General features: G+C 65.2%; 16 protein-coding genes. 13 read left to right on the top strand and 3 right to left on the bottom strand.

Annotated features, from left to right (window positions below):
- Nucleotides 1–105: 105 nt before the first annotated feature.
- The gene (locus CT676_RS20245) at nt 106–906 is read right to left on the bottom strand and encodes an SDR family oxidoreductase (protein WP_085399610.1); all 801 of its coding nucleotides are present in this window, start codon (nt 904–906) and stop codon (nt 106–108) included.
- 228 nt (nt 907–1,134) lie between these two features.
- The gene (locus CT676_RS20240; RefSeq protein ID WP_085399611.1) at nt 1,135–2,193 is read right to left on the bottom strand and encodes a polysaccharide deacetylase family protein; all 1,059 of its coding nucleotides are present in this window, start codon (nt 2,191–2,193) and stop codon (nt 1,135–1,137) included.
- A 164-nt stretch (nt 2,194–2,357) separates the two neighbouring features.
- On the opposite strand from CT676_RS20240, the gene CT676_RS20235 reads away from it, so the two are divergent.
- The 13 genes from CT676_RS20235 to phoB all read left to right on the top strand — a co-directional run bounded on the left by CT676_RS20235 (nt 2,358) and on the right by phoB (nt 14,184).
- Nucleotides 2,358–3,752, top strand: a complete 1,395-nt coding sequence (locus tag CT676_RS20235; protein WP_085399612.1) for an OmpA family protein — start codon at nt 2,358–2,360, stop codon at nt 3,750–3,752.
- A gap of 2 nt (nt 3,753–3,754) precedes the next feature.
- Nucleotides 3,755–4,051 (top strand): hypothetical protein, encoded by a 297-nt coding sequence (locus CT676_RS20230; protein ID WP_063979886.1) that lies wholly within the window; start codon nt 3,755–3,757, stop codon nt 4,049–4,051.
- A 125-nt stretch (nt 4,052–4,176) separates the two neighbouring features.
- On the top strand, nt 4,177–4,767 hold the full coding sequence (locus CT676_RS20225; RefSeq protein WP_085399613.1) for a TetR/AcrR family transcriptional regulator: 591 nt from the start codon (nt 4,177–4,179) through the stop codon (nt 4,765–4,767).
- The gene (locus tag CT676_RS20220; protein WP_135215212.1) at nt 4,764–5,696 is read left to right on the top strand and encodes a haloalkane dehalogenase; all 933 of its coding nucleotides are present in this window, start codon (nt 4,764–4,766) and stop codon (nt 5,694–5,696) included. The genes CT676_RS20225 and CT676_RS20220 overlap by 4 nt, the downstream gene beginning before the upstream one ends.
- 11 nt (nt 5,697–5,707) lie before the next feature.
- Nucleotides 5,708–5,935 (top strand): Rdx family protein, encoded by a 228-nt coding sequence (locus CT676_RS20215; protein WP_085399615.1) that lies wholly within the window; start codon nt 5,708–5,710, stop codon nt 5,933–5,935.
- Between the two features lie 453 nt (nt 5,936–6,388).
- Nucleotides 6,389–7,444, top strand: a complete 1,056-nt coding sequence (locus tag CT676_RS20210; protein WP_063979882.1) for a lysylphosphatidylglycerol synthase domain-containing protein — start codon at nt 6,389–6,391, stop codon at nt 7,442–7,444.
- Nucleotides 7,445–7,477: 33 nt separating this feature from the next.
- A complete protein-coding gene (locus CT676_RS20205; RefSeq protein WP_085399616.1) occupies nt 7,478–8,776 on the top strand; it encodes an ATP-binding protein in 1,299 nt (432 codons plus the stop codon).
- A 144-nt stretch (nt 8,777–8,920) separates the two neighbouring features.
- The gene (pstS, locus tag CT676_RS20200) at nt 8,921–9,934 is read left to right on the top strand and encodes a phosphate ABC transporter substrate-binding protein PstS (RefSeq protein ID WP_063985930.1); all 1,014 of its coding nucleotides are present in this window, start codon (nt 8,921–8,923) and stop codon (nt 9,932–9,934) included.
- 144 nt (nt 9,935–10,078) lie between these two features.
- Nucleotides 10,079–11,068: a phosphate ABC transporter permease subunit PstC gene (gene pstC / locus CT676_RS20195; RefSeq protein WP_085399617.1), complete on the top strand. Its 990-nt coding sequence runs from the start codon at nt 10,079–10,081 to the stop codon at nt 11,066–11,068.
- A 1-nt stretch (nt 11,069) separates the two neighbouring features.
- Nucleotides 11,070–11,915: a phosphate ABC transporter permease PstA gene (pstA, locus tag CT676_RS20190; protein WP_063979879.1), complete on the top strand. Its 846-nt coding sequence runs from the start codon at nt 11,070–11,072 to the stop codon at nt 11,913–11,915.
- Nucleotides 11,912–12,733, top strand: a complete 822-nt coding sequence (gene pstB / locus CT676_RS20185) for a phosphate ABC transporter ATP-binding protein PstB (protein WP_063979878.1) — start codon at nt 11,912–11,914, stop codon at nt 12,731–12,733. Before pstA ends, pstB begins: the two co-directional genes overlap by 4 nt.
- 11 nt (nt 12,734–12,744) lie before the next feature.
- Nucleotides 12,745–13,461, top strand: coding sequence for a phosphate signaling complex protein PhoU (phoU, locus tag CT676_RS20180; protein ID WP_028155152.1), 717 nt, complete (start codon nt 12,745–12,747; stop codon nt 13,459–13,461).
- A 15-nt stretch (nt 13,462–13,476) separates the two neighbouring features.
- A complete protein-coding gene (gene phoB / locus CT676_RS20175; RefSeq protein ID WP_014491300.1) occupies nt 13,477–14,184 on the top strand; it encodes a phosphate regulon transcriptional regulator PhoB in 708 nt (235 codons plus the stop codon).
- A 234-nt stretch (nt 14,185–14,418) separates the two neighbouring features.
- On the opposite strand, the gene CT676_RS20170 is transcribed toward phoB, so the two are convergent.
- Nucleotides 14,419–14,931 carry a GcrA family cell cycle regulator gene (locus CT676_RS20170; RefSeq protein WP_014491301.1) on the bottom strand — a complete coding sequence of 171 codons (513 nt, stop codon included), beginning with the start codon at nt 14,929–14,931 and terminating at the stop codon, nt 14,419–14,421.
- Nucleotides 14,932–15,233: the final 302 nt, after the last annotated feature.

Genomic DNA, 15,233 nt, shown 5'->3' with positions numbered 1-15,233 from the left:
AGAGGCGGCAGAGATAGATCGAGACGCTGCAGCGTACTGGATGCCCCGGTCAAGCCGGGGCATGACTGCGGAGTGTGACGCGCGCTCTGTGCTGAAACGCCCCGCCTACCCGGCGATCTCCAGCCCCGCATTCGCGTACACCACGCCGCCATCCACCGCGATGGTGTTGCCGACCACGTAATCACCCGCGCGCGAGGCGAGATAGATCGCCACGCCGGCCATGTCCTCATCGGTTCCGATACGCCGCGCCGGAATGCGCTTGGCGACCTCGTCCGCATGGTCGCGCGCGGCGCGGTTCATGTCGGACTTGAACGCGCCCGGTGCGATCGCGGTGACGTTGATGTTGTCCTTGATCAGCTTCGTCGCCATGCGCCGCGTCAGATGGATCACGGCGGCCTTGCTGGCGGCGTAGGAATAGGTCTCGCTCGGATTGACGAAGATGCCGTCCACCGAGGCGATGTTGATCACCTTGGCCGGCCGCTCGTGCGAGGCCGCCGCGCGCAGCGGCTTTGCCAGTGCCTTGGTCAGGAAGAACAGCGACTTGACGTTGAGGTCCATCACCTTGTCCCAGCCGCTCTCCGGGAATTCGTCGAACTCCGCGCCCCAGGCTGCGCCCGCATTGTTGACGAGGATGTCGAGCTTCGGCTCCAGCTTGATGATCTCGGAGGCCAGCCTGTCGCAGCCTTCGATGGTCGAGATGTCGATCGGCAGCGCGATGCATTCGCCCTCATATTGGGCGGAGAGCTCTTTCGCCGTCGCCTCGCACGGCCCGGCCTTGCGCGCGGTGATGTAGACCTTCGCCGCGCCTTGCGCGAGGAAGCCCGCCGCGATCATCTTGCCGATGCCGCGCGACCCGCCGGTCACGAGCGCGACACGGCCTTTGAGCGAGAACAGATCGTTGAACATGGAGCCTCCCTTGGTTGGCGACGTTTTGAGCGCGGCGGAGAGGGGAGTCAAGGAAGGCGCGAGAGTGGCGCGGCTGCGGTCCAACTCACTCGGTGTCGTCCCGGCGAACGCCGGGACCCATAACCACAGGGAGTAGTTTGGCGAAGACTCGTCGTTCGGTACTTCTACCAAATGTAATCGATGGATTCCGCGGTATGGGTCCCGGCGTTCGCCGGGACGACAGCGTGGCTACGCCGCCGCAATCCGGCGAAAGCCGTTCCACATCGCGGTCGCGGCGCCTGAGGTCAGCACCGGCAAAATTCGCGCGTCCTGGTAATTGCCGTTGAGCGAGACGCGCGGCAGCGCGGTCATGTGGCCGGCATTTTCTGCGAACAGCATGCCGGGCCGGGTCGTCACCGCGGTCTTGAAGCCGGCCGATGCAGCGAGAGCGAATTCGCGCTCGCCCGCGGCTTCGCGGTCGCCATAGGGGTAGGCGAAGTGCAGCACGGTACGGCCGAGCGCCTGCTCGATCCGCGCGCGGCTTACCGCCATCTCCTGTGCGGCGATCCCCTCGCTCTGCCTGGCGAGATTGCAATGGCTGATGGTGTGCGCGCCGATCGTGACCAGCGGATCGGCGGCAAATGCCTTCACCTCGTCCCAGGACAGGCACAGGCTGCGGCACAGTGCGGCCATGTCGACGTCGTATCTGGCGCAGAGCGCCTCGATCTCGCGCTTGAGATCATGTTCCCCCGGCAGCGCGCGCAGCCAATCGTGCAGGCGGTCGAACGCCATTTGTTTTGCGGCGGGGGTCGTTGCATCCAGCCGCAGCGCGGAATTGCCGATCTGGATGTCGATGTGTTCGGCCTTCGCGATCACGGTTTCCAGCGCGGTCCACCACAGACGTCCGGTGCCCTCGGCAAACTCGCTCGCGACATAGACGGCCAAGGGCGCGTCAAATTCGCGCAGAACCGGCAGCGCGAATTCGAGATTGTCGCGGTAGCCGTCGTCGAGGGTGAAGGCGGCGAAGGGGCGGGTGAACCGGCCCTGCACCAGCCGCTCATGCAGCTCGTCCATGCTGACGATGTCGATCCCGCGCGAGCGCAAATGGCTCAGCGTGGCGCGCAGGAAATCGGGGGTGACTTCGAGGTGCCGGTTCGGCTGGAACGCGGCCTCGCGGGCCGGCCGCACATGGTGCAGCATGAAAATGGCGCCGACGCCCGACAAGAGCGGGCGCAACAGGTGGTGCGCCCCGCTGAAATAGAGTGCCCCCAGCCCGGCGCGGATGACGTTGTTTCGGAGTTGTTTCATGACCGGCTGGCGAACTCTGGCATTCCACTTTCAACTTACGGAAGAACCCTTGAAGAAAAAGTTATTCCAATTGTCGACGCATGGCCTTCGGAAGGGCATCATTTCCGGTTTGACAGCCCGCCAAGGGTTTGTTTTGTCTCCGGTTCCAGAGTTCGGGTCGTTGAATGCAGAAGCTTTTCAGGTGGGCCAGCAAATGGTGGCCAGGGCTGATCCCCCTGGCCGTCATGTGGGGATTTGCGGCCTGGAATAATACCTTGCCGGTCGAGGCGGACCTATCCGCCCGCAGCTCGGCCGCGCTCAAGGAGACCGTTCTGGACAAGACCCGGATCGCGGTCGACGGCCGGGACGTCGGCCTGGCCGCGGACGCCTTTTCCGAGGAGGGGCGCCGCGATGCCGTGATGGCGGTCGAGCTCGTCCCGGGCGTGCGCCTGGTCGACGACCGGACCCGCCTTGTTCCCGAAGCAACGCCCTTCGTCTGGAATGCCGAGCGTGACGTGGTGCGGGTGACGCTGTCCGGCTCCGCGCCCCTGCCGTCGATGAAGGCGCGCCTGACCGAGGCCGCGCGCAAGGAGGTCAACGGGACCGAGGTCGCCGATCAGATGGGTCTCGCGCGCGGCGCGCCGCCGCGGTTCGAGGCGGCCGCGATGCTGCTGCTCGACCAGATCGGCAAGCTCAAGGACGGCAGGATCACGATCACCGACACCAAGGTCAATCTGTCGGGCATGGCGCGCGACCTCGGCGGCCGTGAGGCGATCGCGGCCGCGCTCAAGAACCTGCCGGAGGGCTTTTCGGTCGCCGCCAACGATGTCAAGGCGCCGCCCTACATCTTCCAGGCCTACAAGGACCCGGTCGCCGCGACCGTGACGCTGACGGGCTACGTGCCTGACAACAACGTGCACGCGGCCATTGCAACGAGTGCCTCGCGAAAGTTCTTCACCGAAAAGGTCGTCGACAATCTCAAGGCCAGCGTCGGCGCACCCGGCTCCTTCAATACTGCCGTGGTCACAGCGCTCGGCGGGCTGTCGCGGCTGTCGACCGGTACGCTCGTGGTGTCCGATCGCGAGGTGAAGCTGTCGGGCGACGCGCTCTATGAAGGGGCCGCCAACGACATCCGCGCAGGCCTCGGCAAGGACTTCCCGAAGAACTGGCAGTACAAGCCGGAGATTACGGTGAAGCCTGCCGCGGGCCCGGTCGACGGCACGGTCTGCCAGCAATTGTTCACGGAGCTCCTGAACAAGGGCAAGATCCGCTTCGCAACGAAACGCGCCGACATCGACCCGGATTCCGCCGGCATTCTCGACCACCTGATCGAGACGGCGCTGCGCTGCCCCACCACCAATATCGAGGTGGCCGGGCACACCGATGCCGACGGTGAGGACTCCTTCAATCAGGCTCTCTCGGAGAAGCGCGCGCAGGCCGTGATCGACTATCTGGTCAAGGCCGGGCTGCCGGCCACCCGCTTCACTCCGGTCGGCTATGGCGCCACGCAACCCCTCGCCGGCAATGACACCGATGAAGGCAAGGCGCAGAACCGCCGCATCGAATTTCTGGTGAGGTGATGATGCCCTATCTCGTCTCGTTCCATCTGGGCTGGCTGATCGGCTCGCTGCTGCTGGGCTTTTGCATGGGCTGGATCTCGGTGGTCCAGCGCGGCAACGGCACCTCGAAGGTGACCGCGCGCTGGCTCGCCGTGCTTGCCGCCGCCTTGGTCGCAGCCTCGTTCGCGCATGTGGTGCCCGGCCGCTTCGGCTATTGGCTCGATCTCGGGCTGGTCATGTTCGCCTGCTACCTCGTCGGCTGCACCATCGGCGCCTGGCTGCGCGACAGGGTGGTCTCGCGGAGCCAGCCGGCGGCTTAGGTCTTCAGGTTCGCTCGGAGGGCGGGCCTCTATCCAACATTGCGATAACGGCTTGATCGGCAAGCAAATTGCCAAACGATCGCAATGCGCTTGACATTAATACGTACGTACGTATTATTTTCCTTATGCCAAAGCCCTCACTCAAAGACGCCATCCTCGATGCCGGCCTGAAGGTCATGTTCAGGACCGGCTATCACGGCACCAGCGTGCGCGACGTCACCGCTGCGGCAGGCGCGCCGCAGGGGTCCTTCACCAACCATTTTCGCTCCAAAGAGGTGTTCGCCTCCGAGGTGCTCGACCGCTACTTCGACACCACGAGGGGGCTGGTCGCGGAGGCGCTCGACGACACCTCGCTGACGCCGCGCGCGCGGCTGCGGCGCTATCTCGACATCATCACCGGCCGGCTGGAGGTCGACGGCTATGGCCGTGGCTGCCTGATCGGTGACCTCAGCCTGGAGGCATCAGCCAGCAGCGAAATGCTGCGCGCGCGTCTCGCCGAAATCTTCGCGCAATGGCGCGCGCCGTTCGCCGCCTGCATCAGGGACGCCCAGACGTGCCGCGAGATCGCATCCGATTTCGAGCCCGAAGAGCTTGCCGATTTCCTGCTCGCGTCCTGGCAGGGCGCGATCCTGCGCATGAAGGTCGACCGCAATCCCAACGCCCTCGAACGTTTCAAGACCATCGCCTTTCAAACCGTCTTCAGGGAGCTGACATGAGCAAGCCAACTGAAATCGAGATTCTCAAAGCGTCCGTGCTGGGAAGCACGATGGCCTATCGCGAGGCGGGAGATCGCGATGCGCCCGCTGCCCTGTTCCTGCACGGCAACCCGACGTCGTCGCATATCTGGCGCAACATCCTGCCGCTTGTATCGCCGGTCGCACATTGCATCGCGCCCGATCTCGTCGGCTTCGGCCAGTCCGGCAAGCCCGACATCGGCTATCGCTTCGTCGACCACGTCCGCTATCTCGATGCATTCATCGAACCGCGCGGCATCAAATCGGCCTATCTCGTCGCGCAGGACTGGGGCACCGCGCTCGCGTTCCATCTCGCCGCGCGCCGGCCGGATTTCGTGCGCGGCCTTGCCTTCATGGAGTTCATCCGCCCGATGCCGACCTGGCAGGACTTTCACCACACCGAGGTCGCGGAGGAGCAGGACCACGCCGAGGCGGCGAGGGCGGCGTTCCGCAAATTCAGGACGCCGGGCGAGGGCGAAGCGATGATCCTCGAGGCGAACGCGTTCGTCGAACGCGTGCTGCCCGGTGGCATCGTTCGCAAGCTCGGCGAGGACGAGATGGCGCCTTACCGTGCGCCATTCCCCACGGCGGAGAGCCGCCGGCCCGTTCTCGCCTTCCCCCGCGAACTGCCGATCGCAGGCGAGCCCGCCGACGTCTACGAGACGCTCCAATCCGCGCATGCGGCGCTGGCTGCATCGTCCTATCCGAAGCTGTTGTTCTCGGGCACGCCCGGCGCGCTCGTCGCGCCCGAATTCGCCGAACGGTTCGCAGCCTCGCTGAATCACTGCGCATTGGTGCGCCTCGGACCTGGGCTGCACTTTCTCCAGGAGGATCACCCCGAGGCGATCGGCCGCTCCGTCGCCGGCTGGATCGCCGGCATCGAAGCCGTGCGCCAGCAGCGTGCTGCCTGAAGGCGGGCGAGATGGCTGATGTGACCATCATCTATTGCCGTCCCTGCGGCTACGAGAAGCGCGCCAAGGACGCCGCTGCTGCGCTGCGGCAGCATCTGGCGCTGGAGGCGGCTCTTGTGCCCGCCAAGGGTGGGATCTTCCAGGTCAGGGTCGGCGACAGCATTGTCGCCAGCCGCAGCAAGGGCCACTTTCCCGGTACCGACGAAATCGTGGCCGCCGTCACTTCCGCGTGGCACTGATCCGGGGCGGATTCCGATCGCTTCCTGAGGCCGCCACCGTCGCCGCGGCCTTTCGGCCCACCTGAAATCCCTGAACAACAGCGCCGGCCACCCCCTCTTTCGCCAGGCGGGGGCGGCCCATAGATTGACGTCGGCTTAAGTCGTGACGGAACATTGTGCGGTCGAAATCATCAAAACTTCATGGCGCCTGCGCAGGATTGCCATGGAGATTCGCGTCAGTCTTGCCGCCGAAAGCGCCAATCAGTGCATCAGGAGCCCGCAACCCTGCCTAAAATATTGAAGGCACGAGTTTTTGTTCGAATTGCTGAATTCCACTCCGCCCCAAAACGCGCTAGTGGAAGGGCATGGGGCATGCGCGATGCCGGAGCCGGCGGCAAGGGTTCGTTGAATGCCTGTGCGTCGTCCGCCTGTCCGCCGGCCACCCCGGCCGCTGAAGCGTTGTTCGAGGTCTAGATGCTGGAAGCCATACGCAGGGCGATGACGTTTCTGCGCCAGAAGCAAGTCCTGCATAAGCTTGGAGTTGTGATCAGCGTCGCGGTCATCGGCATCGCTTGCTATGTGCTCTACCACATGCTGCGGGGAATCGACGTCAACGAGGTCCTCGAAGCGATCAAGAGCACCGAGCCGAGCCAGATCGCGATGGCGGCGCTGTTCGTGGCCGCGGGCTATTTCACCCTGACCTTCTACGATCTGTTCGCCGTGCGCGCGATCGGCCACGCCCATGTGCCCTACCGCATCAATGCGCTCGCCGCCTTCACCAGCTATTCGATCGGCCACAATGTCGGCGCCAGCGTCTTCACCGGCGGCGCGGTGCGCTACCGCATCTATTCTGCCTATGGCCTGAACGCGATCGACGTCGCAAAGATCTGCTTCCTCGCCGGCCTGACCTTCTGGCTCGGCAATGCCGCGGTGCTCGGCCTCGGCATCTCCTACCATCCGGAAGCCGCTGCCGCGATCGACCAGCTTCCGCCCTGGCTGAACCGGATGCTGGCGATGATGATCATCGCGGGGCTGGTCGCCTATGTGGTCTGGGTCTGGACCCAGCCGCGGGTGGTCGGCCGCGGGCCCTGGACCGTGGTGCTGCCGGGCGGCCCGCTGACGCTGCTCCAGATCGCCATTGGCATCATCGATCTCGGCTTCTGTGCGCTGGCGATGTACGTGCTGGTCCCGGACGAGCCCAATCTCGGCTTCGTCGTGGTGGCGGTGATCTTCGTCTCGGCGACGCTGCTCGGTTTTGCCAGCCACTCGCCGGGAGGGCTCGGCGTGTTCGATGCCGCCATGCTGGTCGGCCTCTGGCAGATGGACCGCGAGGAACTGCTGGGTGGCATGCTCCTGTTCCGCGTCCTCTATTATCTCTCCCCCTTCGTCATATCTGTAATCTTGCTGACGTTTCGCGAGGTTATAATCGGCGCTCGATCGAAGCGCTTGCAGCAGGCGGCGCTCAAGCTCGACCCCGGCCCGGCGCGTGAAGCCGCCTATGTGAGAGAGCGCAGCGACACCGGCGCCTGACCGGCGCATCCCCTTTAGGAGAAGCCCGCCCCGATGGCGATCGACGCACCATCTTCTCCCTCCGCGCAGCCCTGGTCCGACCGGCTGCGGCACTCGACCGTCATCCTGATCGCCGCGGCGCTGGCGCTGTCGGTGGTGGTCTCGCTCGGCGAATTGTCGGTGATGCGGGCGGCGACGGTGTTCCTCTGCATCGCGGCCGCGGCGCTGATCCCTTGGAGGCTGCACGACAATGCCGCCTCGCGCGACGACACCCGCCGCGTCAACCCGGTCGAGAGCGCGGCGGTGGCCGCGGTCGTCGCCGGCATGCCGGATCCGGCGGTGCTGCTCGACCGCGCCGGGCGTGTCATCCATCTCAATGCCGCCGCCGCCCAGCTGGCGCCGGCGCTGCGCAAGAACGAGCTCGCCCAGTTCGCGCTGCGCTCGCCGGAGATCATCACCGCGCTGCGTGAATCCATCGCCACCACCGAGCCGCGGCGCACGACCTATCTCGACCATGTCCCGGTCGACCGCTGGATGGAGCTGACCATCACGCCGGTGCCGGTGCCGACCTCCTTCGGCGGCGCCGACAAATGCATGCTGATGACCTTCCACGACCAGACGCCGCTGCGCCGGGTCGAGGAGATGCGCGCAGACTTCGTCGCCAATGCCAGCCACGAGCTGCGCACGCCGCTCGCCGCGCTGTCGGGCTTCATCGACACGCTCCAGGGCCAGGCCAAGGACGATCCCAAGGCACGCGAGCGGTTCCTCGGCATCATGCACAACCAGGCGACCCGGATGGCGCGCCTGATCGACGATCTGCTCTCGCTGTCGCGGGTCGAGCTGTCGGCCCATGTGCGGCCCGACACCCTGGTCGACCTGCTGCCGATCATCTTCCAGGTCGCCGACGGGCTCGAGCCGCTGGCGCGGGAGCGCCAGGTCGAGGTCGAAACCCATCTGCCTGAGACCCCGGTGATGATTGCGGGCGACCGCGAGGAATTGCTCCGCCTGTTCGAGAACCTGATCGAGAACGCGCTCAAATACGGGGCGTCGGGCGGACGTGTCATCGTGTCGCTGGCCGCGGCGGCAGCCACTGATGGAACTCAGGAAATCCGGGTCATGGTCCGCGATTTCGGCCCCGGCATCGCGCCCGAGCATCTGCCGCGGCTGACCGAGCGGTTCTACCGGGTCGACGTCGGTGACAGCCGCTCGCAGGGCGGGACGGGGCTCGGATTATCGCTGGTGAAACATATTCTTAACCGCCATCGCGGCCGGCTTTTGATCGAGAGCGTGCCCAAGCAGGGCGCCGTTTTCACGGCCTGTTTTCCCCAGGCGAAGACCGCGGCCTCGACCTGATATTCAAGCGATTTCAATCGCTTGGCCGTGTCATCCAGCTGTCACGAAACCTTCGTAAAAGCACAGCCGACCGCTCCTAAAGGGGCGGCACGGGGAGCGCGATCGGGCGCGGATGGCGCTTCGCTCCCCTGTATGGAGACCACCATGAATTTCATCAAAACTATCGTCGCTGCCGGCTTGGTCGCCGCATCGGCGACGGCGGCGTTTGCTGCCGACATCACGGGTGCCGGTGCGACGTTCCCGTTCCCGATCTATTCCAAGTGGGCTGACGCCTACAAGAAGGAGACCGGCAACGGTCTGAACTACCAGTCGATCGGCTCCGGCGGCGGCATCAAGCAGATCCAGGCCAAGACCGTGACCTTCGGCGCCAGCGACGCGCCGCTCAAGGCCGAGCAGCTCGAGAAGGACGGCCTCGTCCAGTGGCCGATGGTGATGGGCGCCATCGTTCCGGTCGTCAACATCGAGGGCGTGAAGCCCGGCGAGCTGGTGTTCGACGGCGAGACCCTGGCCAGCATCTATCTCGGCAAGATCACCAAGTGGGACGACGCCGCGATCAAGAAGCTCAATCCGAACGTGAAGCTGCCGTCGGACGCGATCACCGTGGTCCGCCGCTCGGATGGTTCGGGCACCACCTTCAACTTCACCAACTATCTCGCTAAGGCCAGCGCGGACTGGAAGAGCAAGGTCGGTGAGGGCACCGCGGTCGAGTGGCCGGTCGGCGTCGGCGCCAAGGGCAACGAAGGCGTGTCGGGCAACATCAGCCAGACCAAGAACTCGATCGGCTACGTCGAGTACGCCTATGCCAAGCAGAACAAGCTGACCTACACCGGCCTCGTCAACAAGGCCGGCAAGCCGGTGCAGCCGACGGTCGAAGCCTTCCAGGCGGCCGCTTCCAACGCCGACTGGGCCAAGGCTCCCGGCTACTACGTCATCCTGACCGACCAGCCCGGCGACAAGTCCTGGCCGATCACGGCGGCGACCTTCATCCTCATGCACAAGGATGCCACCGACAAGGCAGCCTCGCAGGAAGCCATCAAGTTCTTCCGCTGGGCCTTCAAGAGCGGCGGCAAGGCGGCTGAAGAGCTCGACTACATCCCGATGCCGGACCCGGTCGTCCAACTGATCGAGAAGACCTGGGCTGCCGAGATCAAGAGCTAAGCGCTCTGTGTCCCGGACTGGGCGCCGGGATCTCACAAGACCTCCGCTCCGGATCGGCCTCGCGCCGCATCCGGAGCGCAAGACCAACAACAAGACCGACAACAAGCGTATATCAAACGGGCACAGGGGATCGGCGTGGCAGAGATGGCCGTTCAGAGCGATGTAATCGACGACGCCGGACCGTATGACCGCGCCAAGGCCTTGGGCGCCTTCAAGCTCGGCGACCTCACCTTCTACTGGATCACGCGGCTGTCCGCGATCTCGGTGCTCCTCATCCTCGGTGGCATCATCATCTCGCTGATCGTCGGCGCGTTCCCGGCGATGAAGGAATACGGCTTCGCCTTCCTGTGGACGCAGCGCTGGGCGCCGTCGGCAGATCCGCCCGTGCTCGGCGCGCTCGGCCCGATCTACGGCACGCTCATCACCTCCTTCATCGCGATGGCGATCGCCATTCCGGTCGGTCTCGGCATTGCGATCTTTCTGACCGAGCTCTGCCCGCAATGGGCGCGCCGCCCGATCGGCATGGCGATCGAGCTGCTCGCCGGCATTCCCTCGATCATCTACGGCATGTGGGGCTTCTTCGTGCTCGGCCCGTTCCTGGCCAACACGTTCCAGCCCTTCATGATCAAGATCTTCGACGGCATCCCGGTGCTGGGCGCGATCTTCGCAGGCCCGCCGTCCTATCTCAGCCTGTTCAACGCGGCGCTGATCCTCGCCATCATGGTGCTGCCCTTCATCACCTCGATCTCGGTCGACGTGTTCAAGACGGTGCCGCCGGTGCTCAAGGAAGCCGCCTACGGCGTCGGCTGCACCACCTGGGAAGTCGTGCGCAGCGTGGTGATCCCCTATACCCGCGTCGGCGTCATCGGCGGTGTCATGCTGGCGCTCGGCCGCGCGCTCGGCGAGACCATGGCGGTGACCTTCATCATCGGCAACTCGTTCCGCATCTCGTCGTCGATCTTCGCCCCGGGCACCACGATCTCGGCGGCGATCGCATCGGAGTTCGCCGAAAGCGACGGCCTGCACCAGTCCGGCCTGATCCTGCTCGGCCTGCTGCTGTTCGTGCTGACATTCTTCGTGCTCGCGGCTGCACGGTTGATGCTGATGCGTCTTGAAAAGAAGGCGGGGAAGTAACATGAACCCGATCTACGCACGCCGCCGCCGCATGGACATCGTCATCCGTGTGCTCTGCCTGGCTGCCGCTGCCTTCGGCGTCACATGGCTCGCGCTGATCCTGATGACGCTGCTCTACAACGGCATTGCCGGCCTGAACCTGGAGCTCTTCGTTGCGGACACGCCGCCTCCGGGCTCGACCGAGGGCGGCCTGCGCAACGCCATCGTGGGTTCGATCATCATGACCGTGCTCGGCGTCGGCATCGGCGCGCCGCTCGGTCTGTTCGCCGGCACCTATCTCGCCGAGTACGGCCGCAACGACCGCCTGACCTCGGTGATCCGCTTCATCAACGACATCCTGCTCTCGGCGCCCTCGATCATCATCGGCCTGTTCATCTATGGTGCGGTGGTGGTGCCGATGCGCGGCTTCTCGGCGATTGCCGGCTGCCTCGCGCTTGCGGTGATCGTCATCCCGGTGGTGCTGCGCACGACCGAGGACATGCTGCTGCTGGTGCCGAACGCACTGCGTGAGGCGGCCTCGGCGCTCGGCCTGCCGCGCTCGCTGGTGATCAAGCGCATCGCCTATCGCGCGGCGCGCTCGGGCCTCATTACCGGCGTGATGCTGGCCACCGCCCGCGTCGCCGGCGAGACCGCGCCGCTGCTCTTCACCGCGCTGTCGAACCAGTTCTTCAGCCTGGGTCTGAACAAGACGATGGCGAACCTGCCGGTCACCATCAACAATTTCGTGCAGAGCCCCTACGCCTACTGGAAGCAGCTCGCCTGGAGCGGCGCGCTGCTCATCACCCTGACCGTTCTTGCCCTGAATATTGGCGCGCGCATTCTGAGCGCCGAGAGGACCGCAAAATGAGTGATCTTTCCGTATCGATGAGCGCGGCCGGTGGTTTGCCCCAGGCGCCGGTGCTGCCCGAAGCTCCGGCCAAGGTGACGGTGCGCAACCTCAATTTCTATTACGGCGAGCACCACGCGCTGAAGAACATCAATCTGGCGCTCGGCACCAACCGCGTCACGGCGTTCATCGGCCCGTCTGGCTGCGGCAAGTCGACCCTGCTGCGCATCTTCAATCGGATGTACGACCTCTATCCGGGCCAGCGCGTCACCGGTCAGCTCATGCTCGACCAGACCAACGTCCTCGACCCCAAGCTGGACCTCAATTTGCTGCGCGCCCGCGTCGGCATGGTGTTCCAGAAGCCGACGCCGTTCCCGATGACGATCTACGAAAACATCGCCTTCGGCATCCGTCTCTATGAGAAGATCTCGAAGTCCGAGATGGACGACCGCGTCGAGAAGGCGCTGCGCGGCGGCGCGCTGTGGAACGAGGTCAAGGACAAGCTCAACGCCTCCGGCCTGTCGCTCTCCGGCGGCCAGCAGCAGCGCCTCTGCATCGCCCGCACGGTCGCGGTGCGGCCCGAGGTGATCTTGTTCGACGAGCCCTGCTCGGCGCTCGACCCGATCTCGACCGCCAAGGTCGAGGAGCTGATCCAGGAGCTGTCCGAGAACTACACGATCGCGATCGTCACCCACAACATGCAGCAGGCGGCGCGCGTCTCCGACAAGACCGCCTTCATGTATCTCGGCGAGCTGATCGAGTTCGACGACACCAGCAAGATCTTCACGTCGCCGACCGACCGGCGCACGCAGGATTACATCACCGGCCGGTTCGGCTGAGGAGACGGAACATGGGTTCTGAACATACCGCAAAGGCCTTCGACACCGACCTCCAGGAACTCACGCGCCTGGTCGCCGAGATGGGCGGCATCGCCGAGCGCATGATCGTCGATTCCGTCGACGCGCTGATCCGCCGCGACGTCGCGCTCGGCCAGCGCGTCGTGACCATCGACGCCGAGCTCGACGCGCTCCAGAAGAAGATCGAGGAGCGCGCCGTTCTCACCATCGCGCGCCGCCAGCCGATGGCGGTGGATCTGCGCGAGATCGTCGGCGCCATGCGCGTCGCGACCGATCTCGAGCGGATCGGCGACCTCGCCAAGAACATGGGCAAGCGCGTCGCGGCGCTGGAGACGGATTTCCATCCGCTCAAGCTGTTCCGCGGTCTGGAGCACATGACCGACCTCGTGCAGCAACAGGTCAAGTCGGTGCTGGACGCCTATGCCGCGCACGATCTGCCGGCGGCAATGGCGGTGTGGAAGGGCGACGAGGAAGTCGACGCCATCTGCACCTCGCTGTTCCGCGAGCTCCTCACCTACATGATGGAGGATCCGCGCAACATCTCGTTCTGCATCCATCTGATGTTCTGCGCCAAGAACATCGAGCGCATCGGTGACCACGCCACCAACATCGCCGAGACCGTGTTCTACATGATCGAGGGCCAGGCGATCACCGACAAGCGGCCGAAGGGCGACATGACGACCTTCGCCACGACGGTCCCGAACACTTAAGGAGCGACGAACACCATGGGCGCACGCATTATGGTGGTTGAGGACGAGGAAGCTCTCACCGAGCTTCTCCGCTACAACCTCGAAGGCGACGGCTATGACGTCGAGACGGTGATGCGCGGCGACGATGCCGACACCCGCCTCAAGGAGCACATCCCCGATTTGATCGTGCTCGACTGGATGCTGCCGGGCCTCTCCGGCATCGAGCTGTGCCGGCGGCTGCGCACCCGGCCCGAGACCAAGCAGCTCCCGATCATCATGCTCACCGCGCGCGGCGAGGAGAGCGAGCGGGTGCGGGGCCTTGCGACCGGCGCCGACGACTACATCGTCAAGCCGTTCTCGGTCCCGGAGCTGCTGGCACGCGTGAAGGGCCTGCTCAGGCGCGCCAGCCCCGAGCGGCTCGCCACCGTGCTCGCCTATGGCGACATCGAGCTCGACCGCGACAAGCGTCGCGTGGCGCGCTCGGGCCGGCCGATCGATCTCGGCCCGACCGAATATCGCCTGCTGGAGTTCTTCCTGGAGCATCCCGGCCGCGTGTTCTCGCGCGAGCAGCTGCTCGACAGCGTCTGGGGCCGTGACATCTACATCGACGAGCGCACCGTCGACGTCCATATCGGGCGCCTGCGCAAGCTGCTCAATCTCGGCCGCGAGCAGGACCCGATCCGCACCGTCCGCGGCGCGGGCTACGCACTGGACGATCGCTTTGCGAAGGCGGAGCAAGCGTAAGGGGTTGCTGTGGCAGACGTGATTTAGCGGGCTGCCACCGCATCCTCGATGTCGTCCCTGCGAACGCAGGGACCCATAACCACAGGGAGTGGTTTGGCGAAGACTCGGAGTGATCATCCCGCGCAATAACTACGCGCCGGGATTATGGGTCCCTGCGTTCGCAGGGACGACACCGAGTGAGTTGAGCCGTCATCGCGTGACGGCGCCGTCTTCGTAGTCAGCTAATCCGATACCTCAGCGCGGACCCGGCTTCGCCGGCGCGCGCCGGCGATCGGCCGCGGGCTGATACGCCACGCGCGAGTGCTGGGCGCAGTAGGGCAGGCCGGAGAGCGCCTTGCCGCCGCAGAAGAAGAAATCCGGGCTCGAGGGATCGCCGACCGGCCAGTGGCAGGTGGCCTCGTTCAGCTCCAGCAGCGACAGCCGCTGGCTCATCGGCACGACGTTGTCGTAGGTGACCGGTTCGGCCTCGACCTCGACTTCGAAGGCTTGCGCCAGCGCGGTGTTGCCGCGCGCGATCGGGCGGGTCACCCGCATCATGTGCTGGGCGGGGCGTGCCTTGCGCGGCCGCGGCGCTGCCGATGAAGGGCTCTTGGCGCGGCCCGACAGGCCGAGCCGGTGCACTTTGCCGATTACGGCATTGCGGGTCACATTGCCGAGTTCAGCGGCGATCTGGCTGGCCGAAAGCCCGGCCTCCCAGAGCTTTTTCAGCTGCTCGACGCGATCATCCGACCAGGTCAAAACGGTCATTGCACCCTTTCCTTCGCCGGCGCCTGCCATCCTGGCGGCCGCACGGCGAATGCCTAAGCTTCGAAAAACCCGTGCCGCCAGAATCCCTTAAGGCTCGCCGGGCGCACCAGATGCGCCCGAACGCTTACGCCGGTACATGAGGACTTAGAGGATCAGAACTGCTGCACGAGATGTCGTATCTGACAAGCCAAACGCTACAATATGGCGTGACTCACGCGCAAGAGTCCGCCGACTCGCTTCCACATGTTCCGTGGCGGAAATACGCAAAATCGCCACCGCAAGACTACGGATTCTGCGTTTCG

Source organism: Bradyrhizobium sp. MOS001 (assembly GCF_004634465.1).
GTDB lineage: Bacteria > Pseudomonadota > Alphaproteobacteria > Rhizobiales > Xanthobacteraceae > Bradyrhizobium > Bradyrhizobium barranii.
Note: the sequence above shows the minus strand (reverse complement) of the source record. Positions and strands in the feature narration are given on the sequence as shown.

Bases quoted from the DNA above. Each gene is read 5' to 3' on its own strand.
- CT676_RS20245 (WP_085399610.1), bottom strand. From the start codon at position 906: ATGTTCAACGATCTGTTCTCGCTCAAAGGCCGTGTCGCGCTCGTGACC.
- CT676_RS20240 (WP_085399611.1), bottom strand. From the start codon at position 2,193: ATGAAACAACTCCGAAACAACGTCATCCGCGCCGGGCTGGGGGCACTC.
- CT676_RS20235 (WP_085399612.1), top strand. From the start codon at position 2,358: ATGCAGAAGCTTTTCAGGTGGGCCAGCAAATGGTGGCCAGGGCTGATC.
- CT676_RS20230 (WP_063979886.1), top strand. From the start codon at position 3,755: ATGCCCTATCTCGTCTCGTTCCATCTGGGCTGGCTGATCGGCTCGCTG.
- CT676_RS20225 (WP_085399613.1), top strand. From the start codon at position 4,177: ATGCCAAAGCCCTCACTCAAAGACGCCATCCTCGATGCCGGCCTGAAG.
- CT676_RS20220 (WP_135215212.1), top strand. From the start codon at position 4,764: ATGAGCAAGCCAACTGAAATCGAGATTCTCAAAGCGTCCGTGCTGGGA.
- CT676_RS20215 (WP_085399615.1), top strand. From the start codon at position 5,708: ATGGCTGATGTGACCATCATCTATTGCCGTCCCTGCGGCTACGAGAAG.
- CT676_RS20210 (WP_063979882.1), top strand. From the start codon at position 6,389: ATGCTGGAAGCCATACGCAGGGCGATGACGTTTCTGCGCCAGAAGCAA.
- CT676_RS20205 (WP_085399616.1), top strand. From the start codon at position 7,478: ATGGCGATCGACGCACCATCTTCTCCCTCCGCGCAGCCCTGGTCCGAC.
- pstS (WP_063985930.1), top strand. From the start codon at position 8,921: ATGAATTTCATCAAAACTATCGTCGCTGCCGGCTTGGTCGCCGCATCG.
- pstC (WP_085399617.1), top strand. From the start codon at position 10,079: ATGGCCGTTCAGAGCGATGTAATCGACGACGCCGGACCGTATGACCGC.
- pstA (WP_063979879.1), top strand. From the start codon at position 11,070: ATGAACCCGATCTACGCACGCCGCCGCCGCATGGACATCGTCATCCGT.
- pstB (WP_063979878.1), top strand. From the start codon at position 11,912: ATGAGTGATCTTTCCGTATCGATGAGCGCGGCCGGTGGTTTGCCCCAG.
- phoU (WP_028155152.1), top strand. From the start codon at position 12,745: ATGGGTTCTGAACATACCGCAAAGGCCTTCGACACCGACCTCCAGGAA.
- phoB (WP_014491300.1), top strand. From the start codon at position 13,477: ATGGGCGCACGCATTATGGTGGTTGAGGACGAGGAAGCTCTCACCGAG.
- CT676_RS20170 (WP_014491301.1), bottom strand. From the start codon at position 14,931: ATGACCGTTTTGACCTGGTCGGATGATCGCGTCGAGCAGCTGAAAAAG.